Genomic DNA, 14849 nt, shown 5'->3' on the forward strand with positions numbered 1-14849 from the left:
ATGCGCGCATTCTCGTCAGCGGTCAGGGGCGATTCTGCGCGCGTCTGACGAATGCGAGCGCGTTTGCCCGGATCTGGTGGTGCCGCCTCGTCCCGCCGCTCACGAGAAGTTCGGCAGGTCTCCGCGTTCGAGGGCTTGGGCGAGGGTGGGTGCGGCTTTGACCTTGTCGGAGAGTGCGCAAACGCGCGCGCACTTGCCAAATGCGCGCATTCTCGTCAGCGGTCAGGGGCGATTCTGCGCGCGTCTGACGAATGCGAGCGCGTTTGCCCGGATCTGGCGTCGCCGCCGCTCACGAGAAGTTCGGCAGGTCTCCGTTTTCGAGGGCTTCGGCGAGGGTGGGGGCGGCTTTGTCCTTGTCGGAGAGTTCGTAGGTCAGGGGTGTGCCGTCGCGGGCGGTGGTGGGCCAGTCGATGCCCAGGGCGGGGTCGAGTGGGTTGATGTCGCGGTCCAAGGCCGGGGTGTACTCCAGGGAGCACAGGTACATGACGGTCGAGTTGTCTTCCAGGGACAAGATGGCGTGGCCGAGTCCTTCGGAGAGGAACACTGCTTTGCGGTCGACGTCGTCGATCAGCACGCTGTCCCACTGCCCGAATGTCGGTGATCCGACGCGCAGGTCGACGATGACATCGAGGAAGGCTCCGCGGGCGCAGGTGACGTATTTCGCCTGCCCGGGCGGATTGGTGGTGAAGTGGATCCCGCGCAGGACCCCGGCGGCGGAGACCGAGCAGTTCGCCTGCAGCAGCTCCAACGACCGCCCGGTGGTGGCCTCGAACGCCGACGCTTTGAACCATTCGAAGAACACTCCGCGGTCGTCGCCGAACTGACGTGGGGTGTACTCGTAGGCACCGGATATTTTCAGTTCACGAAAGGTCATCGGTTCCCTCGGTCGATCAATTCCAGCAGGTAGCGGCCGTACCCGGACTTGACGAGTGTCTCGGCGCGCACGCGCAGTTCGTCGTCGGTGATGAATCCTCGTCGCCAGGCCACTTCTTCGGGGGATCCGATCTTGAGGCCTTGGCGTTGTTCGATGGTGCGCACGTAGTTCGAGGCGTCGAGCAGGGAGTCGAACGTGCCGGTGTCGAGCCAAGCTGTCCCGCGAGGGAGAACTTCGACGTGGAGGCGGCCGGCCTCCAGATAGTGGCGGTTGACGTCGGTGATCTCGTATTCCCCGCGGGCGGACGGTTCGAGGTCGCGGGCGATGGCGATGACGTCGTTGTCGTAGAAGTACAGGCCGGGGACGGCGTAGTTCGATTTCGGGGCCGCCGGTTTCTCTTCGAGGGAGATGGCTTTACGGTTGTCGTCGAATTCGATGACGCCGTAGGCGGTGGGGTCGGAGACCTCGTAGGCGAACACGGCTCCGCCGTCGATGTGATCGAAACGCGACAGTTGGGTGCCCAGGCCGGGGCCGTAGAAGATGTTGTCGCCCAACACCAATGCCGCGGAGTCGGTGCCGATGTGCTCGGCACCCAATACGAACGCTTGGGCGAGACCGTTCGGCTCGTGTTGGACCTTGTAGGTCAAGTCGATGCCGAACTGGGAGCCGTCACCGAGGAGGCGCGTGAATTGGTCGGCGTCCTGCGGGGTGGTGATGATGAGGATCTCGCGGATCCCGGCCAGGATCAGTGTCGAGAGCGGGTAGTAGATCATCGGTTTGTCGTAGACCGGGACCAGCTGCTTGCTGACACCCATCGTGATCGGATGAAGACGCGAGCCCGTGCCGCCCGCCAGAATGATTCCCCGCATGACCGCGAAGTCTTCCAGACCCTCCGATCACCCGCTCGCTTGTGCCTGCCCCGTTTCTGCTGCGTGAGCTCCGAGGTGCACTTACGCTCGCCGCATACCCAGCTTCCGAGAGAACCGAGGACAAGCCACGTGACGACAACGAACCAGATCTCCACCGGTATCGATCAGGTCACCGCTCTGCTCTCCACAGTGACCGAAGCCGAACGCGCATCGGCCACGCCCTGCACCGAGTGGACCGTCGCCGAGCTGACGGACCACCTGGTGAACACCGCGGCCAACTTGGTGACCATGGCTCGGGGTGGCGAGATCGATTGGTCGGCGTCGCCCGAACCGTCGTCGGATCCGATTCCGCTGTGGACGGAGCGGACTCGCGAACTGCTGGCCGAGATCGATGCAGGTTCACCATTGCCGCTCGGCATGGTGGCTGCGGAACTCTCGGTGCACGCGTGGGATCTCGCGACCGCACTCGGGCGCGGCACGGACGATCTCGACCAGACGGTGGCGGAGGAGGGGATGGTGTTCATGTCGGCCAACATGACCGACGAACGACGAGGCGGTGCTTTCGATCCTGAGCAGCCTGCACCCGAAAGCGCAAACGCGTACGAGCGGTTGGCGGCCTTCGCCGGACGCACTGTCCGAGGGTCCTGACAGTTCCAGCGGCCGATCACTCCCACGGGATTCGGTACGGCGAAGTTCCGGTCTCGGTGATCGGAGTCGGCCATTCGGCCGGCCACACGATCTGCGGATCGGCTTTGAGCTCTTCGACTTCCGGTGGCACCGGAGTTGCGTCCACCTCGACACGTTCCCAACTGCATTCACCCGACGCGACGCGGGTCGCGTAGTGGATCAGGTCGGCCGATGCCCGGCGTGAGGACGCCAGGCGGGCCAGCAGTTCCGCTGTGACGTATCGGGTTCCCGCCGGAGCTTTCAGATCGGTGTTCAGGGCCCGCGTGCGCGCGGCCTCGAGCTCACCGCAGGATGTCATCAGACGGTCGTACGCGGCTCGGGCGTGTGGAGGCAGTGACTGGATCATGCGTCCCGCCAGGGTTCGTCGCCGGTGCCAACGGAGAAGTCCTCGTCCGGAGTGTCGAGGACCGGTCGGATATCCGCGGTCTTTCCCGCTTCGACGGACTGCTGGCCGTGGTCGAGGAAGTCGTTCAATGGGCGTAACGTGTCGTCGATCTTCTTGCCCACCTGGCTCTCGGGATCGCCGAGCGCGTCGAGGAACGCGCCGAAGTCGTCGACCACCTGCTCGATCTTCGCAATGAGTTCCTTGGTCAGATCCATTGCTGTCCAGCAGATTTCGATGATACTTTCGACCTGCCAGGCCGTGCCCACCATCGGTACCTTCTTGATCATGACCTTCAACGCACCGCGGGCGTTGTCGACGGCGACCTCCGATTCGAGAAGTTCGGCGATTTTCCGAACCACTGCCAGCGCAGCGTCACGGAGTTGTTCGGATATCACTGCACAGACCGCGGAAATCGTGCGGCCTGCGGGCCCCTCCCATCGCATTGCGGCCAGTTGTCGGTCGGCGTAATCGGTGAATGCCTGTGCGGCAGCGCCGTTCCAGTAGGCGTCTACGCGCCCCACACCTGCCGCGAACGACTCCGACGCAGCTTCCATGGCGTCGCCTGCGATCTGATATGCGTGGCCGATTCTCCTGATTTCGTTCCAGTTGCCGGTGATCGGCATTGTCGCCTCGTTCAAGGGGCTCCACCCGCAGAGTTCGAAAATCGTTGTGTCGATCTCTCCGAGCCAGCCCGCGGCATCGTCGAGTAACTCTCGGACTTCGTCGACGACGGGATTCGGCGCGGGATAGTCGATCCCGTGGGGCCGTCCGTAATCGGATGCCCCGTCGAATTCGTCCACGTGGCCGACGGCGGCACGATCCGAGCTGCCACGATCGATGCCCGGTAGTGGCGGCGCGCTTGTGTGAGCGTTCAGCAGGTCATAGTTTCGCTGATCCTGATCGGCATACAGCCATGCCGCTCTGTTGAGTTCTGCACCCATTTCCCCGCAGTTGGCGGACAGGTGAACCTGCCGAGTGCGTGTCATCTCCTGAAACCGTGCGAGGTACGGCTGAAGTCGTTTCAGAATCTGCCCAACCACGTTCTCGCTCAGGCCCGCCTGATCGAGCAGATAACGATGACTGGCCAGAGTGTCGCCGCCGATGCGATCGAGAAGATGTCCGAGGCCGGCGATTTCCGAGGATCTGGCGATCAGCGGTTCGGTCATTGCGTCGCGGTCCTTCTCAGTGACGAGATGAGGCCGTCGACATCCTCATCGGAGAGTGCGTTCTCGACATCACGGTCGGCAAGTACGACGAAGACCGCGACCTCTGCCGTGGCGAAACCGGTAGTGGTGACAACGTCGAATGTGGCGCCGGGAGGAGGGCAGTAAGGCGAATCCGGTATGTCTTCCACCAGGGCTGTGTAGCGGACAGCCGGGACTCCGTCGACCTGTAGATACTTGGGGTCGCTGATCTGAACAGTGGGTGCCAGTGAACCGTCTCGGTTGGTGAAGATCATCGACGCCTTCTGCGCTTCCTGATAGGCGAGGACAGTCAAGTCCCCGGCACGTCGACCGGTCATTCCGCTGATCGCCGAAGACTCGAACTCACCCCCCTCGCAATCGAATCGACCGTGGAGGCCCATTGCGCCGTACGTTGCGGTCGACCCGTCCTCGCCGACCCACTCCGCGAAACCGTCGTTCCAATTTTCCCAGTCCGCAGGAATATCGTAGGTCCAGCCGAATTTGGTGGCGATGGGCTGCGGTTGGCCGTCGGGCACCTCGATCTTCGGTGGCGGCCGGTTCATGGACGGAAACCCCGGCGGCATTGGTGGCGGGGCTGTCGTCGAGCCCCTGGGTTCCGGCGACACCGGCGGCAGAGTCTGTACCCCCTCGTACGGCTCGGGCACCTGCGGCGCCAGCTGCGGGATTGCCCACATGATTCCGAACAGCAGTGCCACCGATGCCGCGAGACGCAGCAGTATGTATCGAAGACGCATCGTCACTCCCCCCGAAGTCGAGGAGAAGCTAGCACGCGCGCCCGACAAAGCCGGCCGTCGCCGACCAGCACCGGTAAAGTGCCGGTACATGAGAATTCTCGTCACGGGTGGGGCCGGGTTCATCGGCGCGAACTTCGTACATCAGACCCTCGCGCAGCGCCCCGACTCCCAGGTCACCGTGCTCGACAAGCTCACCTACGCCGGCAACAAGGCCTCCCTCGAGCCGGTGGCGGATCGTATCGAGTTCGTGCACGGCGACATCGCCGACGCCGATCTCGTGGACCGCCTCGTCCGCGAGACCGATCTGGTCGTCCACTTCGCCGCCGAATCCCACAACGACAACTCGTTGACCGACCCGTGGCCGTTCGTGCACACCAACGTCATCGGCACCACCACGCTGCTCAACGCGGTCCGCGAACACGACGTCCGCTACCACCACATCTCCACCGACGAGGTCTACGGCGACCTCGAACTCGACGACCCGGCACGCTTCACCGAATCGACCCCGTACAACCCGTCGAGCCCGTACTCCTCAACCAAAGCCTCGAGCGACCTGCTGGTGCGCGCCTGGACCAGATCGTTCGGGGTCCGCTCCACCATCTCCAACTGCTCCAACAACTACGGCCCGTACCAGCACGTGGAGAAGTTCATCCCACGCCAGATCACCAACATCCTCAGCGGCTCACGCCCCAAGCTCTACGGGGCAGGGCAGAACGTGCGCGACTGGATCCACGTCGACGACCACAACAGCGCCGTCTGGGCGATCATCGACGGTGGCCGCATCGGCGAGACCTACCTCATCGGAGCCGACGGCGAAGCGAACAACCGCACCGTCCTCGAAGCGATCCTCGAAGAAACCGGCAACGCACCGGACGCGTTCGATTTCGTCACCGACCGCCCCGGCCACGATCTGCGCTACGCCATCGACTCGACCAAGCTGCGTACCGAATTGGGTTGGACACCAACGTATGTCGACTTCCGGGCGGGCTTGAAAGCGACCCTCGACTGGTACCGCGAGAACGAGCAGTGGTGGCGGCCGCAGAAAGACGCCACCGAGGCGGTGTACGCCTCCAAAGAGTCCGTACTGCCCTAGCGCGACATCCGATGGCGCAGCAGCAGATACACCGCGCGACGCATGAACGAGGTCATCAGGGCCTTGGCGTTGCCGATGCGAACATCGTTGTCGGACAGCAGTGTCGGGTCACTTGCTTGCAGGGATCGGTGGAAGTCCGCGGCCTGACGTGCCTGCTGTGTCGCCAGTTCCACGCTCCACTGTCCCGAGTTGATACGGAACGACGCCAGTGGCTGCGGAATGGCCACGATGTCGCCGCGTAGGGCTACTGCGATGAAGGTGGCCTGGTCGATCAGGTAGGGATGGCTGTTGTCCCACAGTCCGATCTCGCGGAGTTCCGACAGCTTCATCATGACGCCGCCGGGTTCGCCGAAGATGTTGGCACCGGCCCGAACTGCGGTTCGAGCGGCGACTCGGCCCGATACCGTTCCGTGCAGTCCACCGAGCCCGCGGGCGGCGATGACCGTCTTGCCGTAGGCGTCGATCAGCGTCCGCTGTGCGGCGACCAGAACGGCGGACGGGTTGTCGTCGAAAGCCCGCACCTGAGTGTCCAGCGCGGTGGGCGCGATGGTGTCGTCACCGCAGACGAGCTTGATCAGCTCGCCCGTGGCTTCCTCGGTGACGCGGTTCCAGTTGGCCTGCGCTCCGCCGCCGGCCGGGGTTGTCAGCAGGCGGATCCGTGGGTCGTCGAACTTCTGCGCGACGGCGAGGGTTCCGTCGGTCGACGAGTGATCGGCGATGACCAGTTCGAAGTCCGTGAACGTCTGGGCGAGAATCGAATCGATGGTCTCGGCCAGGTACTCGGCGTTGTTGTACGCCGGGACGACTACGGAAACACGGGGCGTCATGATGTGGGGGCCTGGCTCTTTCTGCGGAACGAGAAGTCGCGGTAGCCGAAGAAGCTGACGACTGCCATCACGGCTGTGACGACCAATTGTGAAGGGATGGGCGGGAAGTGGAAGACGGACACGGCGATCGTCATCAGGGAGATGTTGGCGACGAACGCGCCGAAGTTCACGACGAAGAACCGCAGCAGATCACGTAGGAAGTGACCCCGCACGCGGAACACCAGGTAGCGGTACATCGCGAACGCGCACAGCACGTTGCAGAGATAGCCGAGCACGATCGCGGCGTGGTATCCGTACTGCTCGCCGATCAGCAACTGCCACAGGATGAACCACGCGGTACCCAATGCGGTGTTGACGCCGCCGACGAGCAGGAACGCGATCTTCTGATTCTTGACGATGCGCATCAGCGGCCCCGGCGCGCCGTTCATGCCCGCCGGGGGAGCAGGAGTCTGTGGTTCGGTCATCGACCCACCGCCAGTGCCTGACGCGTCGCGAACAGGGTGGACGCGATGCCTGCGGGCAATGTTCGGTGCGTTCGGCGATCGATCTGCGGCCATACCGTCGACCGCAGCCGTAGATCGCGACCTTGGAACACCGCCAGTGGGGACGCTGCCAACACCACGTTCGGTCGACGGCGGAACACCGTCCGGCAGGCTCCGAGAATCGAGCCGATGGTCACGGCCTCACCGGAGGCGAAGATCTTGATCGTCGGCGATATTCGTCGCGTGGCCGACATGGCAAGGGTGTCGGCAACCATCTCGGCCGCGTCGGACACGTAGAGGTAGTCGCGCAACGTGTCCATCGGGACGTAGATGGATACGGGGGAGGCCATGAGGTATCCCCGGCACAGGTGCGAGATCAGGCCCTGCGGTTTCGCGAGGTTCTGACCCGGCCCGTAGAGGTTCGCGAACCGGCCGATGGCCACATTGATGCCGGTGCGTTCACCGAACTCGGTCGCGATGGCCTCGGACTGCAGCTTGGCGAAACCGTAGTCGCCCAACGGAACCGGGTTCGTTCCCTCGTGATGTGGGGCGCCCGTCGCGCCGGCGTAGACGCCTCCGGCGGACGAGGCGAGGAACACGGTTCCGGTGCCCGCGCGGTCGGCGGCGACAGCCTCGATGTGCGCCAGGACGGTGCGGATCAGGCCGTTCTCTTCGGCGAATTGTGCTGCACTGGTTCCGTTCACGCCCGCGCCCGCGGCCCAGATCACGTTCCAGGTACCGTCTGCGAAGGAGTCGAAGAACTCCGAACAGCGCTGCAGCAGAGCCTGTTCGGCGGACGCCGTGTCCGACCACGGGATGGTGCTGGTGTGCACTCGATGCCCGCGACGACCGGCCTCCCGGGTCACCGCAGCGCCGAGCAGCCCGCCGCTGCCGACGATCCACGTGTGCGTCGCGGTCACGCCGGCGGTGCAGGTTCGGTCGATGGCGCGGTGCGTCCGAGCGGGCCGTTTCCGGGATCGGTGACGATCAGGTACGGCGGTTTGCCCATGGCCGTCTTGACGTTCACGCCCACGTACTCGGCCACCACACCGAGAGAGAACAGTGTTGCTCCGAAGCCGAACAACAGGATCACCATCGTCGATGCCCAGCCTCGTACCTCGGCGCCCGAATCGAAGACGAAGTACGACACCAGTACGTACGCCACCAGAATGAGGCCGAGTACCGCGAAGGCGATGCCGATGAAGCTGACCAGTCGCAGGCCCTTCGTGCCGCTCGAGAGCACCATCCGCCAGAAGTGCGAGAGCAAGGTACGCAGTCGGTAGCCCGATCGACGGTCCACCTCTTCGCGCAACGCCACCGGGCTGGTCGTGACGTCGCCTGCGATCCAGCCGAGTGCGATGTCCAGGTACGCCTCGGAACCGGCGTAGGCGGCGACGGAGCGACCGACTTCACCGAGCACCAGGCGGTAGCTCTGGTAGTCGATGGTGTTGTCCCCGGCCAGCGCCTTGGCGATCAGCCACTTCGAACCCTTGGAGGCTGCGTTGCGCCACATCCCGTGCGGTGCGACGTTGGTGGGCTTGGCGTAGACGACGGTGGACTGCTGGTCGAGGGCAGTATCCAGCATGCCGCCGATCGCCGCCGGATCGTGCTGTCCGTCCTCGTCCATCGTGACGATCCACTCGCCGCCGCTCGAGGCCATGCCGGCGAGGGTGGCGGGATGCTGACCGAAATTTCGGCTCAGCCACACCCCGCGAACGAACGTGTGCGCGGCCGTGAGCTGGCGAATCACCGCGGCAGAGTTGTCGGGGCCGTGATCGAAGACGAGCAGAACTTCCTCGACGATCATCGGCCGCCCGAGGGGAGTATGTGTCACCTGCGTCAGCGGAAGGATCTCGTCCATCAACGCGCTGAGCGTCCGTTCGCCCTGGTAGACCGGTACCACGATGGAGATGCGGTGCGGATCAGCAGCAGAGTCGTCGGACATCACGAGGTCTGAGCCTAACCGCTTTCGGGCTCTCCACCGAACTCCGGCGCAGAGGAGATTCTGCGCCGTCGCACATCGAGCACCACCAGGCCGACCAGCAACAGCGTCCCGCCGGCCATCGCGGCCAGTCCGAGTCGTTCGCCGGGCGGTCGGAAGGTGATGTGCAGGTCCGCGTTCTCGGTGCCGGGCGGCAGGTCGACGTAGAGGAAGATGTCGGCCAGCCCCTTCGTCTGCAGCTCCTCACCGTTCAGTGTCGCGGTGTAGCCGGGCCAGGCCAGACGCGAGAACACGACGCTGCCACCGTTGGGTGCGCTGACGTCGACGTGCTCCGAGTCCGCGTCGGACGATCGGGGTTCGGCCGTGGCGTTCACGGTCGCGACGACGCGTCCCGACGACGCGGGAAGCAACCCGTCGACGCGTTCGAGGACGTAGATCTGGCGAGCGGACTCGGGCGTGGGCGCGGTCACCCACATCCAGCCTGCGGGTGCGGGCCGGGAGTTCGCGAGCGGATATTGATTCTTCTGCAGCGCGATTCGATCGAGTTGCATCAGGTCGGCGTACGTCTTGCCGGTGTACGGCTCGATCTCGAACACGCGCCGGAAGGCGTCCGTGCAGGTCGATCCCTCGTGCTCGAAGCACAGCAGGTTGGCGAAGTCGAGATAGCCGACGGGGGTGTACGCGTTGACGTAGTCCAGGCCCATGATCTTGGCGGAGTTGCCGTACACCTGGGAGTGCCAGGGCAGCCGGGGGTCGTCGGGTCCGTCGGCTGCGGTTTCGGTGAGCGCACGGCTACCGAGTTGCAGAGTCGCGCCCTGCCACTGTGGGAACTCGGCCTTGGCTTCGGATTGGGAGGTAGGCAGCCACCACTTGGCGAAGGGCGGTTCGTAGGTGGCCACCTGGTACATCGCGACCGGCGCGATCGTCACGAGGAGCAGCGCCGCAGTCGCCCGGGTGGAGAAGCGGTGGGCCAGCAGCAGAGCGAGCGCGCCGACGAGCAGGATCACCAGCGCAGCGAGGACGTGGCGACCGAAGAATTCCGGACCCGACGAGCCGGCGCGAAGCAGCAGTACCAGCGTCAGCAGGCCGGCCGCGAGCAGCCGCGGCCGCAGCTTGTCGAGGGTTCCGTACCGGCTGATCAGGGTGACCACGAGAATCAGTGCGACGAGGGCGACGAACGGCAGAATGCGGGCGGGCCAGCGGATCGGTCCGATGTCGCTGGGACCTGCGGTGAAGATCAAGGCGAACGCCAGCATGATCAGTGGTGCGGCCAGCTCGCGCAGAGCCGCGGGTACCCGACGCCACGCGATGAACGCCAGCGCGGGCACCACGAACCAGGCGATGTAGGTGACCGGCGATTCGGTGGTTTCGCCCGCCCAGGATTCGATGCTCGTCACGGCGGTCGGGATGCTCGCGGTGAGCGATTCCGACCACGGTGCGGTCAGGAAGTTGTCGTTGAACGTGCCTTCGTCGCCGCTACGCCAGGTGACCGCGGATGTGAGCACGCCGGGCAGGAAGGTGACGGCCCCGCACGCGGCGGCAGCGATACCTACCGCGCACACCTTCAGTGCCGGACGCCACAGCCGCTGGAACAGTCGTTCGCCGATGGCGACGGATCCGATCATCACTCCGGCCATCACCGCGGCGTGGACGTATCCCACGCTGATGGCGAGGTAGAGGAAGGCGAACGGCACGATCGGACCGCTGCGACCGCGGGCGTAGGACACCGAGCTCGCCCAGGCGTTCATGATCCACGCCGTGCCCATCAGCGCGGTCACCCACGAGGTGTTCTCGAAGAACAGCGTGAACCCGACGAACGGTGCGCTCGCGCCCGCTACCGCAGCCCAGTTGGCTCGCGCTCCGTAGGCCAGGGCGACTCGAAACACGCCCCAGGCCAACAGAATCGAGAAGCCCAGTTTGACGACCGTTGCCAGCAGTACCAGGTTGTCGATCGACGGCGAGATGTAGTTGATCGCCATCTGCACGGGATTCCACAGGCCGCCCTGGCCTTCGACCGGGTAGTTGCCGGCCATCCACTGATCGAGCACGAGGGACGGAAAGTGGCCGTCGCGCATGATGCGTCCGAGCTGAAGCCAGTTGGGAATGGCTCCGGATTCGGTGTCGTCGATGTAGAAGAAACGGGGATCGACGCTGAGCACCAGGAGATAGCCGAGGACCACCACTGCAGCGACCGCTGCTCCCCACGCGAGGCGCTCTCTCCTGCTGTCGGGCAGGGCGGCGCGCGCGATGTGGGTATCCGTGGGGGTCAAGGGTCAACTCCGTGAGTTCGGGCAAAGACACTCGACTGTATCTCTCGAGGTGTCCAGGAACCGAAACGTCGACGCGCGAAACACGCAGGTGATCGCGAGACGGCCGACTCGGTACGGCTATTGCGAGTGATCACTCTCTAAGTTAGAGTTTCGTCATCCTATGACGGAGGTCACATTGAGCTCGAACATTCCTTTCGACGTCGTCATCACCGGCGGCACCGTCTACGACGGGTCCGGCGGTCCAGGAGTGCGAGCCGATGTGGGCATCGTCGACGGTGTCGTACGGGCCGTGTCGTCCACTCCGCTCGAGGCGGGCCCGACGACCGAGGTGGTCGACGCCACCGGTAAGTGGGTCACCCCGGGCTTCGTGGACGTGCACACCCATTACGACGCGGAAGTGCTCGTCGGGCCCGGTCTAGAGGAGTCCGTTCGGCACGGGGTCACGACGGTTCTGCTGGGGAACTGTTCGTTGTCGACGCTCTACTCCACTCCGGTCGACATCGCTGATCTGTTCAGTCGGGTGGAGGCGCTGCCGCGCGATCATGTGCTCAAGGCCGTCGATACGCACAAGACGTGGACCAGTCCCGACGAGTACATCGCAGCGCTCGAGCGCCTGCCCCTCGGCCCCAATATCGCTGCGTTGGTGGGTCATTCGGATCTCCGTGCGCACGTCATGGGTCTGGACCGCTCGACCGATCGCAGTCAGAAGCCCACCCGCGAGGAGTGGCGCGCCATGTCCGAGGCGCTCGAGAAGGCGCTCGACGCCGGGCTGCTCGGAATGTCGACCATGACGAACCCGTGGGACAAGTTGGACGGCGATCGATACCGGTCTCGTTCCCTGCCGTCCTCGTACGCGCGCTGGAGCGAATTTCGTTCTCTGCACAAGATTCTGCGTCGACGCGGTCGGTTGTTGCAGAGCATTCCGAACCTGAACACCAAATACGACATGCTGTTCTTCCTCGCCTCCGCCACCGGAATCGGACGCACTCCGCTCAAGATCTCGCTGCTGGCCGCGGCCGATGCGAAGGCGTCGCCCTGGATCCATCGGATCTTCGGCCCGCTCGCTCGCATCGTCAACGGACCGGGCAAGGGTCAGTTCCGCTGGCAGCACCTGCCCACCACGTTCGACGTCTATTCCGACGGCATCGACCTGGTGGTGTTCGAGGAGTTCGGTTCGGGCCGCGCCGCGCTGCATCTACGAGAAGAGTTGGGCCGCAACGAGTTGCTTTCGGACGAGGCCTACCGCCGTTGGTTCCGTGCCGATTTCGAGAAGAAGTTCAGCTCGCGCGTGTGGCATCGAGACTTCGCCGACGCCGAGATCACCGAGTGCCCCGACGCGTCGGTCGTCGGCAAGAACGTCGCGGAGGTCGCGGCCGAGCGCGGTGTGCACGTGGTCGACGCATTCCTCGATCTGGTGGTCGAGCACGGCCGAAAGCTGCGCTGGCACACCACTGTTGCCAATCATCGCAAGCGGCAGATGGACAAGCTGATCAACCAGCCCGGGGTGACCGTCGGTTTCTCCGACGCCGGCGCTCATCTGCGCAACATGGCGTTCTACAACTTCGGCATCCGGTTGTTGCACCGCGTGCACGATGCGCAGCGCGATCGTAAGCCGTTCATGACGGTCGAGAAGGCCGTGCACAAGCTCAGCGGCGAGCTGGCCGACTTCTACGGTCTCGACGCCGGACACGTGCGGGTGGGGGATCGCGCCGACATCGTGGTGATCGATCCGGAGGGGCTGGACGAGGAGGTCCTGGCCTACCGGGAGGAGACCATGCCGGAGTTCGGTGGCCTGAGTCGAATGGTCAACCGCAACGACCGGGCCGTGGCCGCCACCCTGGTCGCAGGCCGAGTGGTGTTCTCCGGTGGCACCTTTGCTCCCTGGTTCGGTGTGTCGGAGCGGGCAGGTAGTTTCCTGCGGGCCGGCACCCCGACGGCTCCGCGTCGACGGGAGCGTGTGTGAGCCCGAGTCAACTGCAGCGTCGGACCGAGACGATCGGAAAGTTGCTCGACGCGACCATCGAGTCGTTGTGCGAGAAGGGCTATGCCGCAACCAGTGTCAGTGAGATCGTCAGCCGCGCAGGGGTGTCTTCCGGTGCCATGTTTCGGCATTTCGACACCAGGCTGGACCTGATAGTTGCCGCAGCAGACGAGGTTCGGCGACGTCAGTTCGTGGAGTTTCGCCGTGGCCTGTCCGGTTTCGGGAGCGCGTCGATCGAGCACTGCCTCGAACTGCTCAGGGCTGCGTGCCGCGCTCCGATCAACGGTGCCTGGTACGAGCTGTTGACCGCGGCCCGTAGTGACGAGGAGTTGCGAGAGAGGCTGCAGCCGTTCACCGTTCGGTACCACGAGCAGATCGCCGAACTCGCTCGCACGCTACCGGTCGCCGGCGTGATCGATCCACGCCATCTGGAGACGGTGGTCTTCAGCGTGGTGCATCTGCTCGACGGCGAGGCGTTGGCCGCGGTGGTGCATCCGCAACCCGAGCAGGAGGCCATGCGGCTGAGGATGATCGCCCACTTGCTACGCGGCGGCACTCTGTACGCACTGAGCGACGCGGGATGACCCACTGGACTGTGCGCACTCCGGGTGCCGAGCTTACCGTCTTCGAATACGGGGACCCGGCGGCGAAGTCCACAGTGCTGCTGGTGCACGGATACCCCGACAACCGTCACGTGTTCGATCCGCTGATCGCCGAGCTCGGCGACCAGGTTCGGGTGATCGCCTACGACACACGAGGAAGCGGAGCATCCACGCTCGAGCACGAGGCGGACGTGTCCATCGAGCAGCTGGCGCGCGACGCCTTCGCGGTGGTCGAGTCGATTCCTGACCTCACCGGGAAGGTGCACGTCTTCGCCCACGACTGGGGTTCGGTCCAGATGTGGGAGGCGATGGCCTCGCCTCGCGCATCGACCGTGTTCGCGTCGTACACATCGGTGTCCGGACCCAGTCTGGATCATCTGAGGCAGGTGGCACGGGCGCGGCTGGTGCGGCCGCATCGATGGCCGTCGTTGATCGGGCAGTTGGCCCGGTCCTGGTACGTCTTCGGGTTTCATGTGCCCGTTCTGGGCACACGGGTACCGGACTTGTTGGCACGGCTGAATGTCGAGGGTGAGCCGACCCCGACGGTGGCCGACCAGCAGCGCGGCATCGCCCTCTACCGGGCGAACGTGTTGCGGCGTGTGCTCCGCGGGCCTGCTCCACGGTGCGCGGTCCCGACCACCGTGGTCGTACCGTCACACGACCGCATGCTGTCGACCAACCTCACCGACGGTCTCGATCGATGGATCCCCGATCTGCGCGTCGATCGAGTCGATGCCGGCCATTGGTGGCCGTACACGCACCCCGCCGACGCCGCCCGCGTGCTGATGGCGAGGGTGCAGGAAGCGAAGTAGACGGCGAGCGTCGGACAGATCGGTCGGGGCCTGTGCAACCATGGTCAGTGGTCTTCTTCTCTCCACGACCGCACAGAGCCACTACT

At 64.8% G+C, this 14849-nt stretch carries 15 protein-coding genes; 5 read left to right on the forward strand and 10 right to left on the reverse strand.

The window, feature by feature from the left end; all coding sequences use genetic code 11:
* Positions 1-289 precede the first annotated feature (289 nt).
* Both R3P95_RS16750 and rfbA read right to left on the reverse strand, forming a co-directional pair.
* Positions 290-874, reverse strand: a complete 585-nt coding sequence (locus R3P95_RS16750; RefSeq protein WP_149407112.1) for a dTDP-4-dehydrorhamnose 3,5-epimerase family protein — start codon at positions 872-874, stop codon at positions 290-292.
* A complete protein-coding gene (rfbA, locus tag R3P95_RS16755) occupies positions 871-1743 on the reverse strand; it encodes a glucose-1-phosphate thymidylyltransferase RfbA (RefSeq protein ID WP_317548914.1) in 873 nt (290 codons plus the stop codon). Before rfbA ends, R3P95_RS16750 begins: the two co-directional genes overlap by 4 nt.
* Positions 1744-1872: 129 nt before the next feature.
* On the opposite strand from rfbA, the gene R3P95_RS16760 reads away from it, so the two are divergent.
* Positions 1873-2391 (forward strand): maleylpyruvate isomerase family mycothiol-dependent enzyme, encoded by a 519-nt coding sequence (locus R3P95_RS16760; protein WP_188078758.1) that lies wholly within the window; start codon positions 1873-1875, stop codon positions 2389-2391.
* Between the two features lie 16 nt (positions 2392-2407).
* On the opposite strand, the gene R3P95_RS16765 is transcribed toward R3P95_RS16760, so the two are convergent.
* The 3 genes from R3P95_RS16765 to R3P95_RS16775 are packed head-to-tail and all read right to left on the reverse strand — an operon-like array spanning position 2408 to position 4754.
* On the reverse strand, positions 2408-2776 hold the full coding sequence (locus tag R3P95_RS16765) for a hypothetical protein (RefSeq protein ID WP_317548916.1): 369 nt from the start codon (positions 2774-2776) through the stop codon (positions 2408-2410).
* Complete coding sequence (locus R3P95_RS16770) at positions 2773-3981, reverse strand: hypothetical protein (RefSeq protein WP_317548918.1); 1209 nt, start codon at positions 3979-3981, stop codon at positions 2773-2775. Before R3P95_RS16770 ends, R3P95_RS16765 begins: the two co-directional genes overlap by 4 nt.
* Entirely contained in the window at positions 3978-4754 is a 777-nt protein-coding gene (locus R3P95_RS16775; RefSeq protein WP_317548920.1) for a hypothetical protein, read from the reverse strand. The genes R3P95_RS16770 and R3P95_RS16775 overlap by 4 nt, the downstream gene beginning before the upstream one ends.
* A gap of 88 nt (positions 4755-4842) precedes the next feature.
* Between R3P95_RS16775 and rfbB the strand changes: the two genes are divergently transcribed.
* Positions 4843-5847, forward strand: a complete 1005-nt coding sequence (gene rfbB, locus R3P95_RS16780; protein WP_317548922.1) for a dTDP-glucose 4,6-dehydratase — start codon at positions 4843-4845, stop codon at positions 5845-5847.
* On the opposite strand, the gene R3P95_RS16785 is transcribed toward rfbB, so the two are convergent.
* From R3P95_RS16785 to R3P95_RS16805, 5 genes are read right to left on the reverse strand one after another with little or no spacing between them, the layout of a single operon-like run.
* Complete coding sequence (locus tag R3P95_RS16785; RefSeq protein ID WP_317548923.1) at positions 5844-6674, reverse strand: glycosyltransferase family 2 protein; 831 nt, start codon at positions 6672-6674, stop codon at positions 5844-5846. The genes rfbB and R3P95_RS16785 overlap by 4 nt on opposite strands.
* Complete coding sequence (locus tag R3P95_RS16790; protein WP_068054828.1) at positions 6671-7138, reverse strand: GtrA family protein; 468 nt, start codon at positions 7136-7138, stop codon at positions 6671-6673. The genes R3P95_RS16785 and R3P95_RS16790 overlap by 4 nt, the downstream gene beginning before the upstream one ends.
* Positions 7135-8076, reverse strand: a complete 942-nt coding sequence (locus tag R3P95_RS16795) for an NAD-dependent epimerase/dehydratase family protein (protein ID WP_317548925.1) — start codon at positions 8074-8076, stop codon at positions 7135-7137. The genes R3P95_RS16790 and R3P95_RS16795 overlap by 4 nt, the downstream gene beginning before the upstream one ends.
* Positions 8073-9101, reverse strand: a complete 1029-nt coding sequence (locus R3P95_RS16800) for a glycosyltransferase (protein ID WP_317549078.1) — start codon at positions 9099-9101, stop codon at positions 8073-8075. Before R3P95_RS16800 ends, R3P95_RS16795 begins: the two co-directional genes overlap by 4 nt.
* Before the next feature lie 14 nt (positions 9102-9115).
* On the reverse strand, positions 9116-11368 hold the full coding sequence (locus tag R3P95_RS16805; protein WP_317548927.1) for a hypothetical protein: 2253 nt from the start codon (positions 11366-11368) through the stop codon (positions 9116-9118).
* Between the two features lie 160 nt (positions 11369-11528).
* Between R3P95_RS16805 and R3P95_RS16810 the strand changes: the two genes are divergently transcribed.
* The 3 genes from R3P95_RS16810 to R3P95_RS16820 are packed head-to-tail and all read left to right on the forward strand — an operon-like array spanning position 11529 to position 14763.
* A complete protein-coding gene (locus R3P95_RS16810) occupies positions 11529-13331 on the forward strand; it encodes an N-acyl-D-amino-acid deacylase family protein (RefSeq protein ID WP_317548929.1) in 1803 nt (600 codons plus the stop codon).
* On the forward strand, positions 13328-13933 hold the full coding sequence (locus tag R3P95_RS16815) for a TetR/AcrR family transcriptional regulator (protein WP_068054851.1): 606 nt from the start codon (positions 13328-13330) through the stop codon (positions 13931-13933). The genes R3P95_RS16810 and R3P95_RS16815 overlap by 4 nt, the downstream gene beginning before the upstream one ends.
* Positions 13930-14763, forward strand: a complete 834-nt coding sequence (locus R3P95_RS16820; RefSeq protein ID WP_317548931.1) for an alpha/beta fold hydrolase — start codon at positions 13930-13932, stop codon at positions 14761-14763. Before R3P95_RS16815 ends, R3P95_RS16820 begins: the two co-directional genes overlap by 4 nt.
* Positions 14764-14849 lie beyond the last annotated feature (86 nt).

This window comes from Rhodococcus cercidiphylli (assembly GCF_033042225.1).
Taxonomy (GTDB): Bacteria; Actinomycetota; Actinomycetes; order Mycobacteriales; family Mycobacteriaceae; genus Rhodococcoides.

What these genes read in the sequence shown, in the direction of transcription:
- R3P95_RS16750 (WP_149407112.1), bottom strand. Translation starts at nt 874, where the DNA reads ATGACCTTTCGTGAACTGAAAATATCCGGTGCCTACGAGTACACCCCA.
- rfbA (WP_317548914.1), bottom strand. Translation starts at nt 1,743, where the DNA reads ATGCGGGGAATCATTCTGGCGGGCGGCACGGGCTCGCGTCTTCATCCG.
- R3P95_RS16765 (WP_317548916.1), bottom strand. Translation starts at nt 2,776, where the DNA reads ATGATCCAGTCACTGCCTCCACACGCCCGAGCCGCGTACGACCGTCTG.
- R3P95_RS16770 (WP_317548918.1), bottom strand. Translation starts at nt 3,981, where the DNA reads ATGACCGAACCGCTGATCGCCAGATCCTCGGAAATCGCCGGCCTCGGA.
- R3P95_RS16775 (WP_317548920.1), bottom strand. Translation starts at nt 4,754, where the DNA reads ATGCGTCTTCGATACATACTGCTGCGTCTCGCGGCATCGGTGGCACTG.
- rfbB (WP_317548922.1), top strand. Translation starts at nt 4,843, where the DNA reads ATGAGAATTCTCGTCACGGGTGGGGCCGGGTTCATCGGCGCGAACTTC.
- R3P95_RS16785 (WP_317548923.1), bottom strand. Translation starts at nt 6,674, where the DNA reads ATGACGCCCCGTGTTTCCGTAGTCGTCCCGGCGTACAACAACGCCGAG.
- R3P95_RS16790 (WP_068054828.1), bottom strand. Translation starts at nt 7,138, where the DNA reads ATGACCGAACCACAGACTCCTGCTCCCCCGGCGGGCATGAACGGCGCG.
- R3P95_RS16800 (WP_317549078.1), bottom strand. Translation starts at nt 9,101, where the DNA reads ATGTCCGACGACTCTGCTGCTGATCCGCACCGCATCTCCATCGTGGTA.
- R3P95_RS16810 (WP_317548929.1), top strand. Translation starts at nt 11,529, where the DNA reads ATGACGGAGGTCACATTGAGCTCGAACATTCCTTTCGACGTCGTCATC.
- R3P95_RS16820 (WP_317548931.1), top strand. Translation starts at nt 13,930, where the DNA reads ATGACCCACTGGACTGTGCGCACTCCGGGTGCCGAGCTTACCGTCTTC.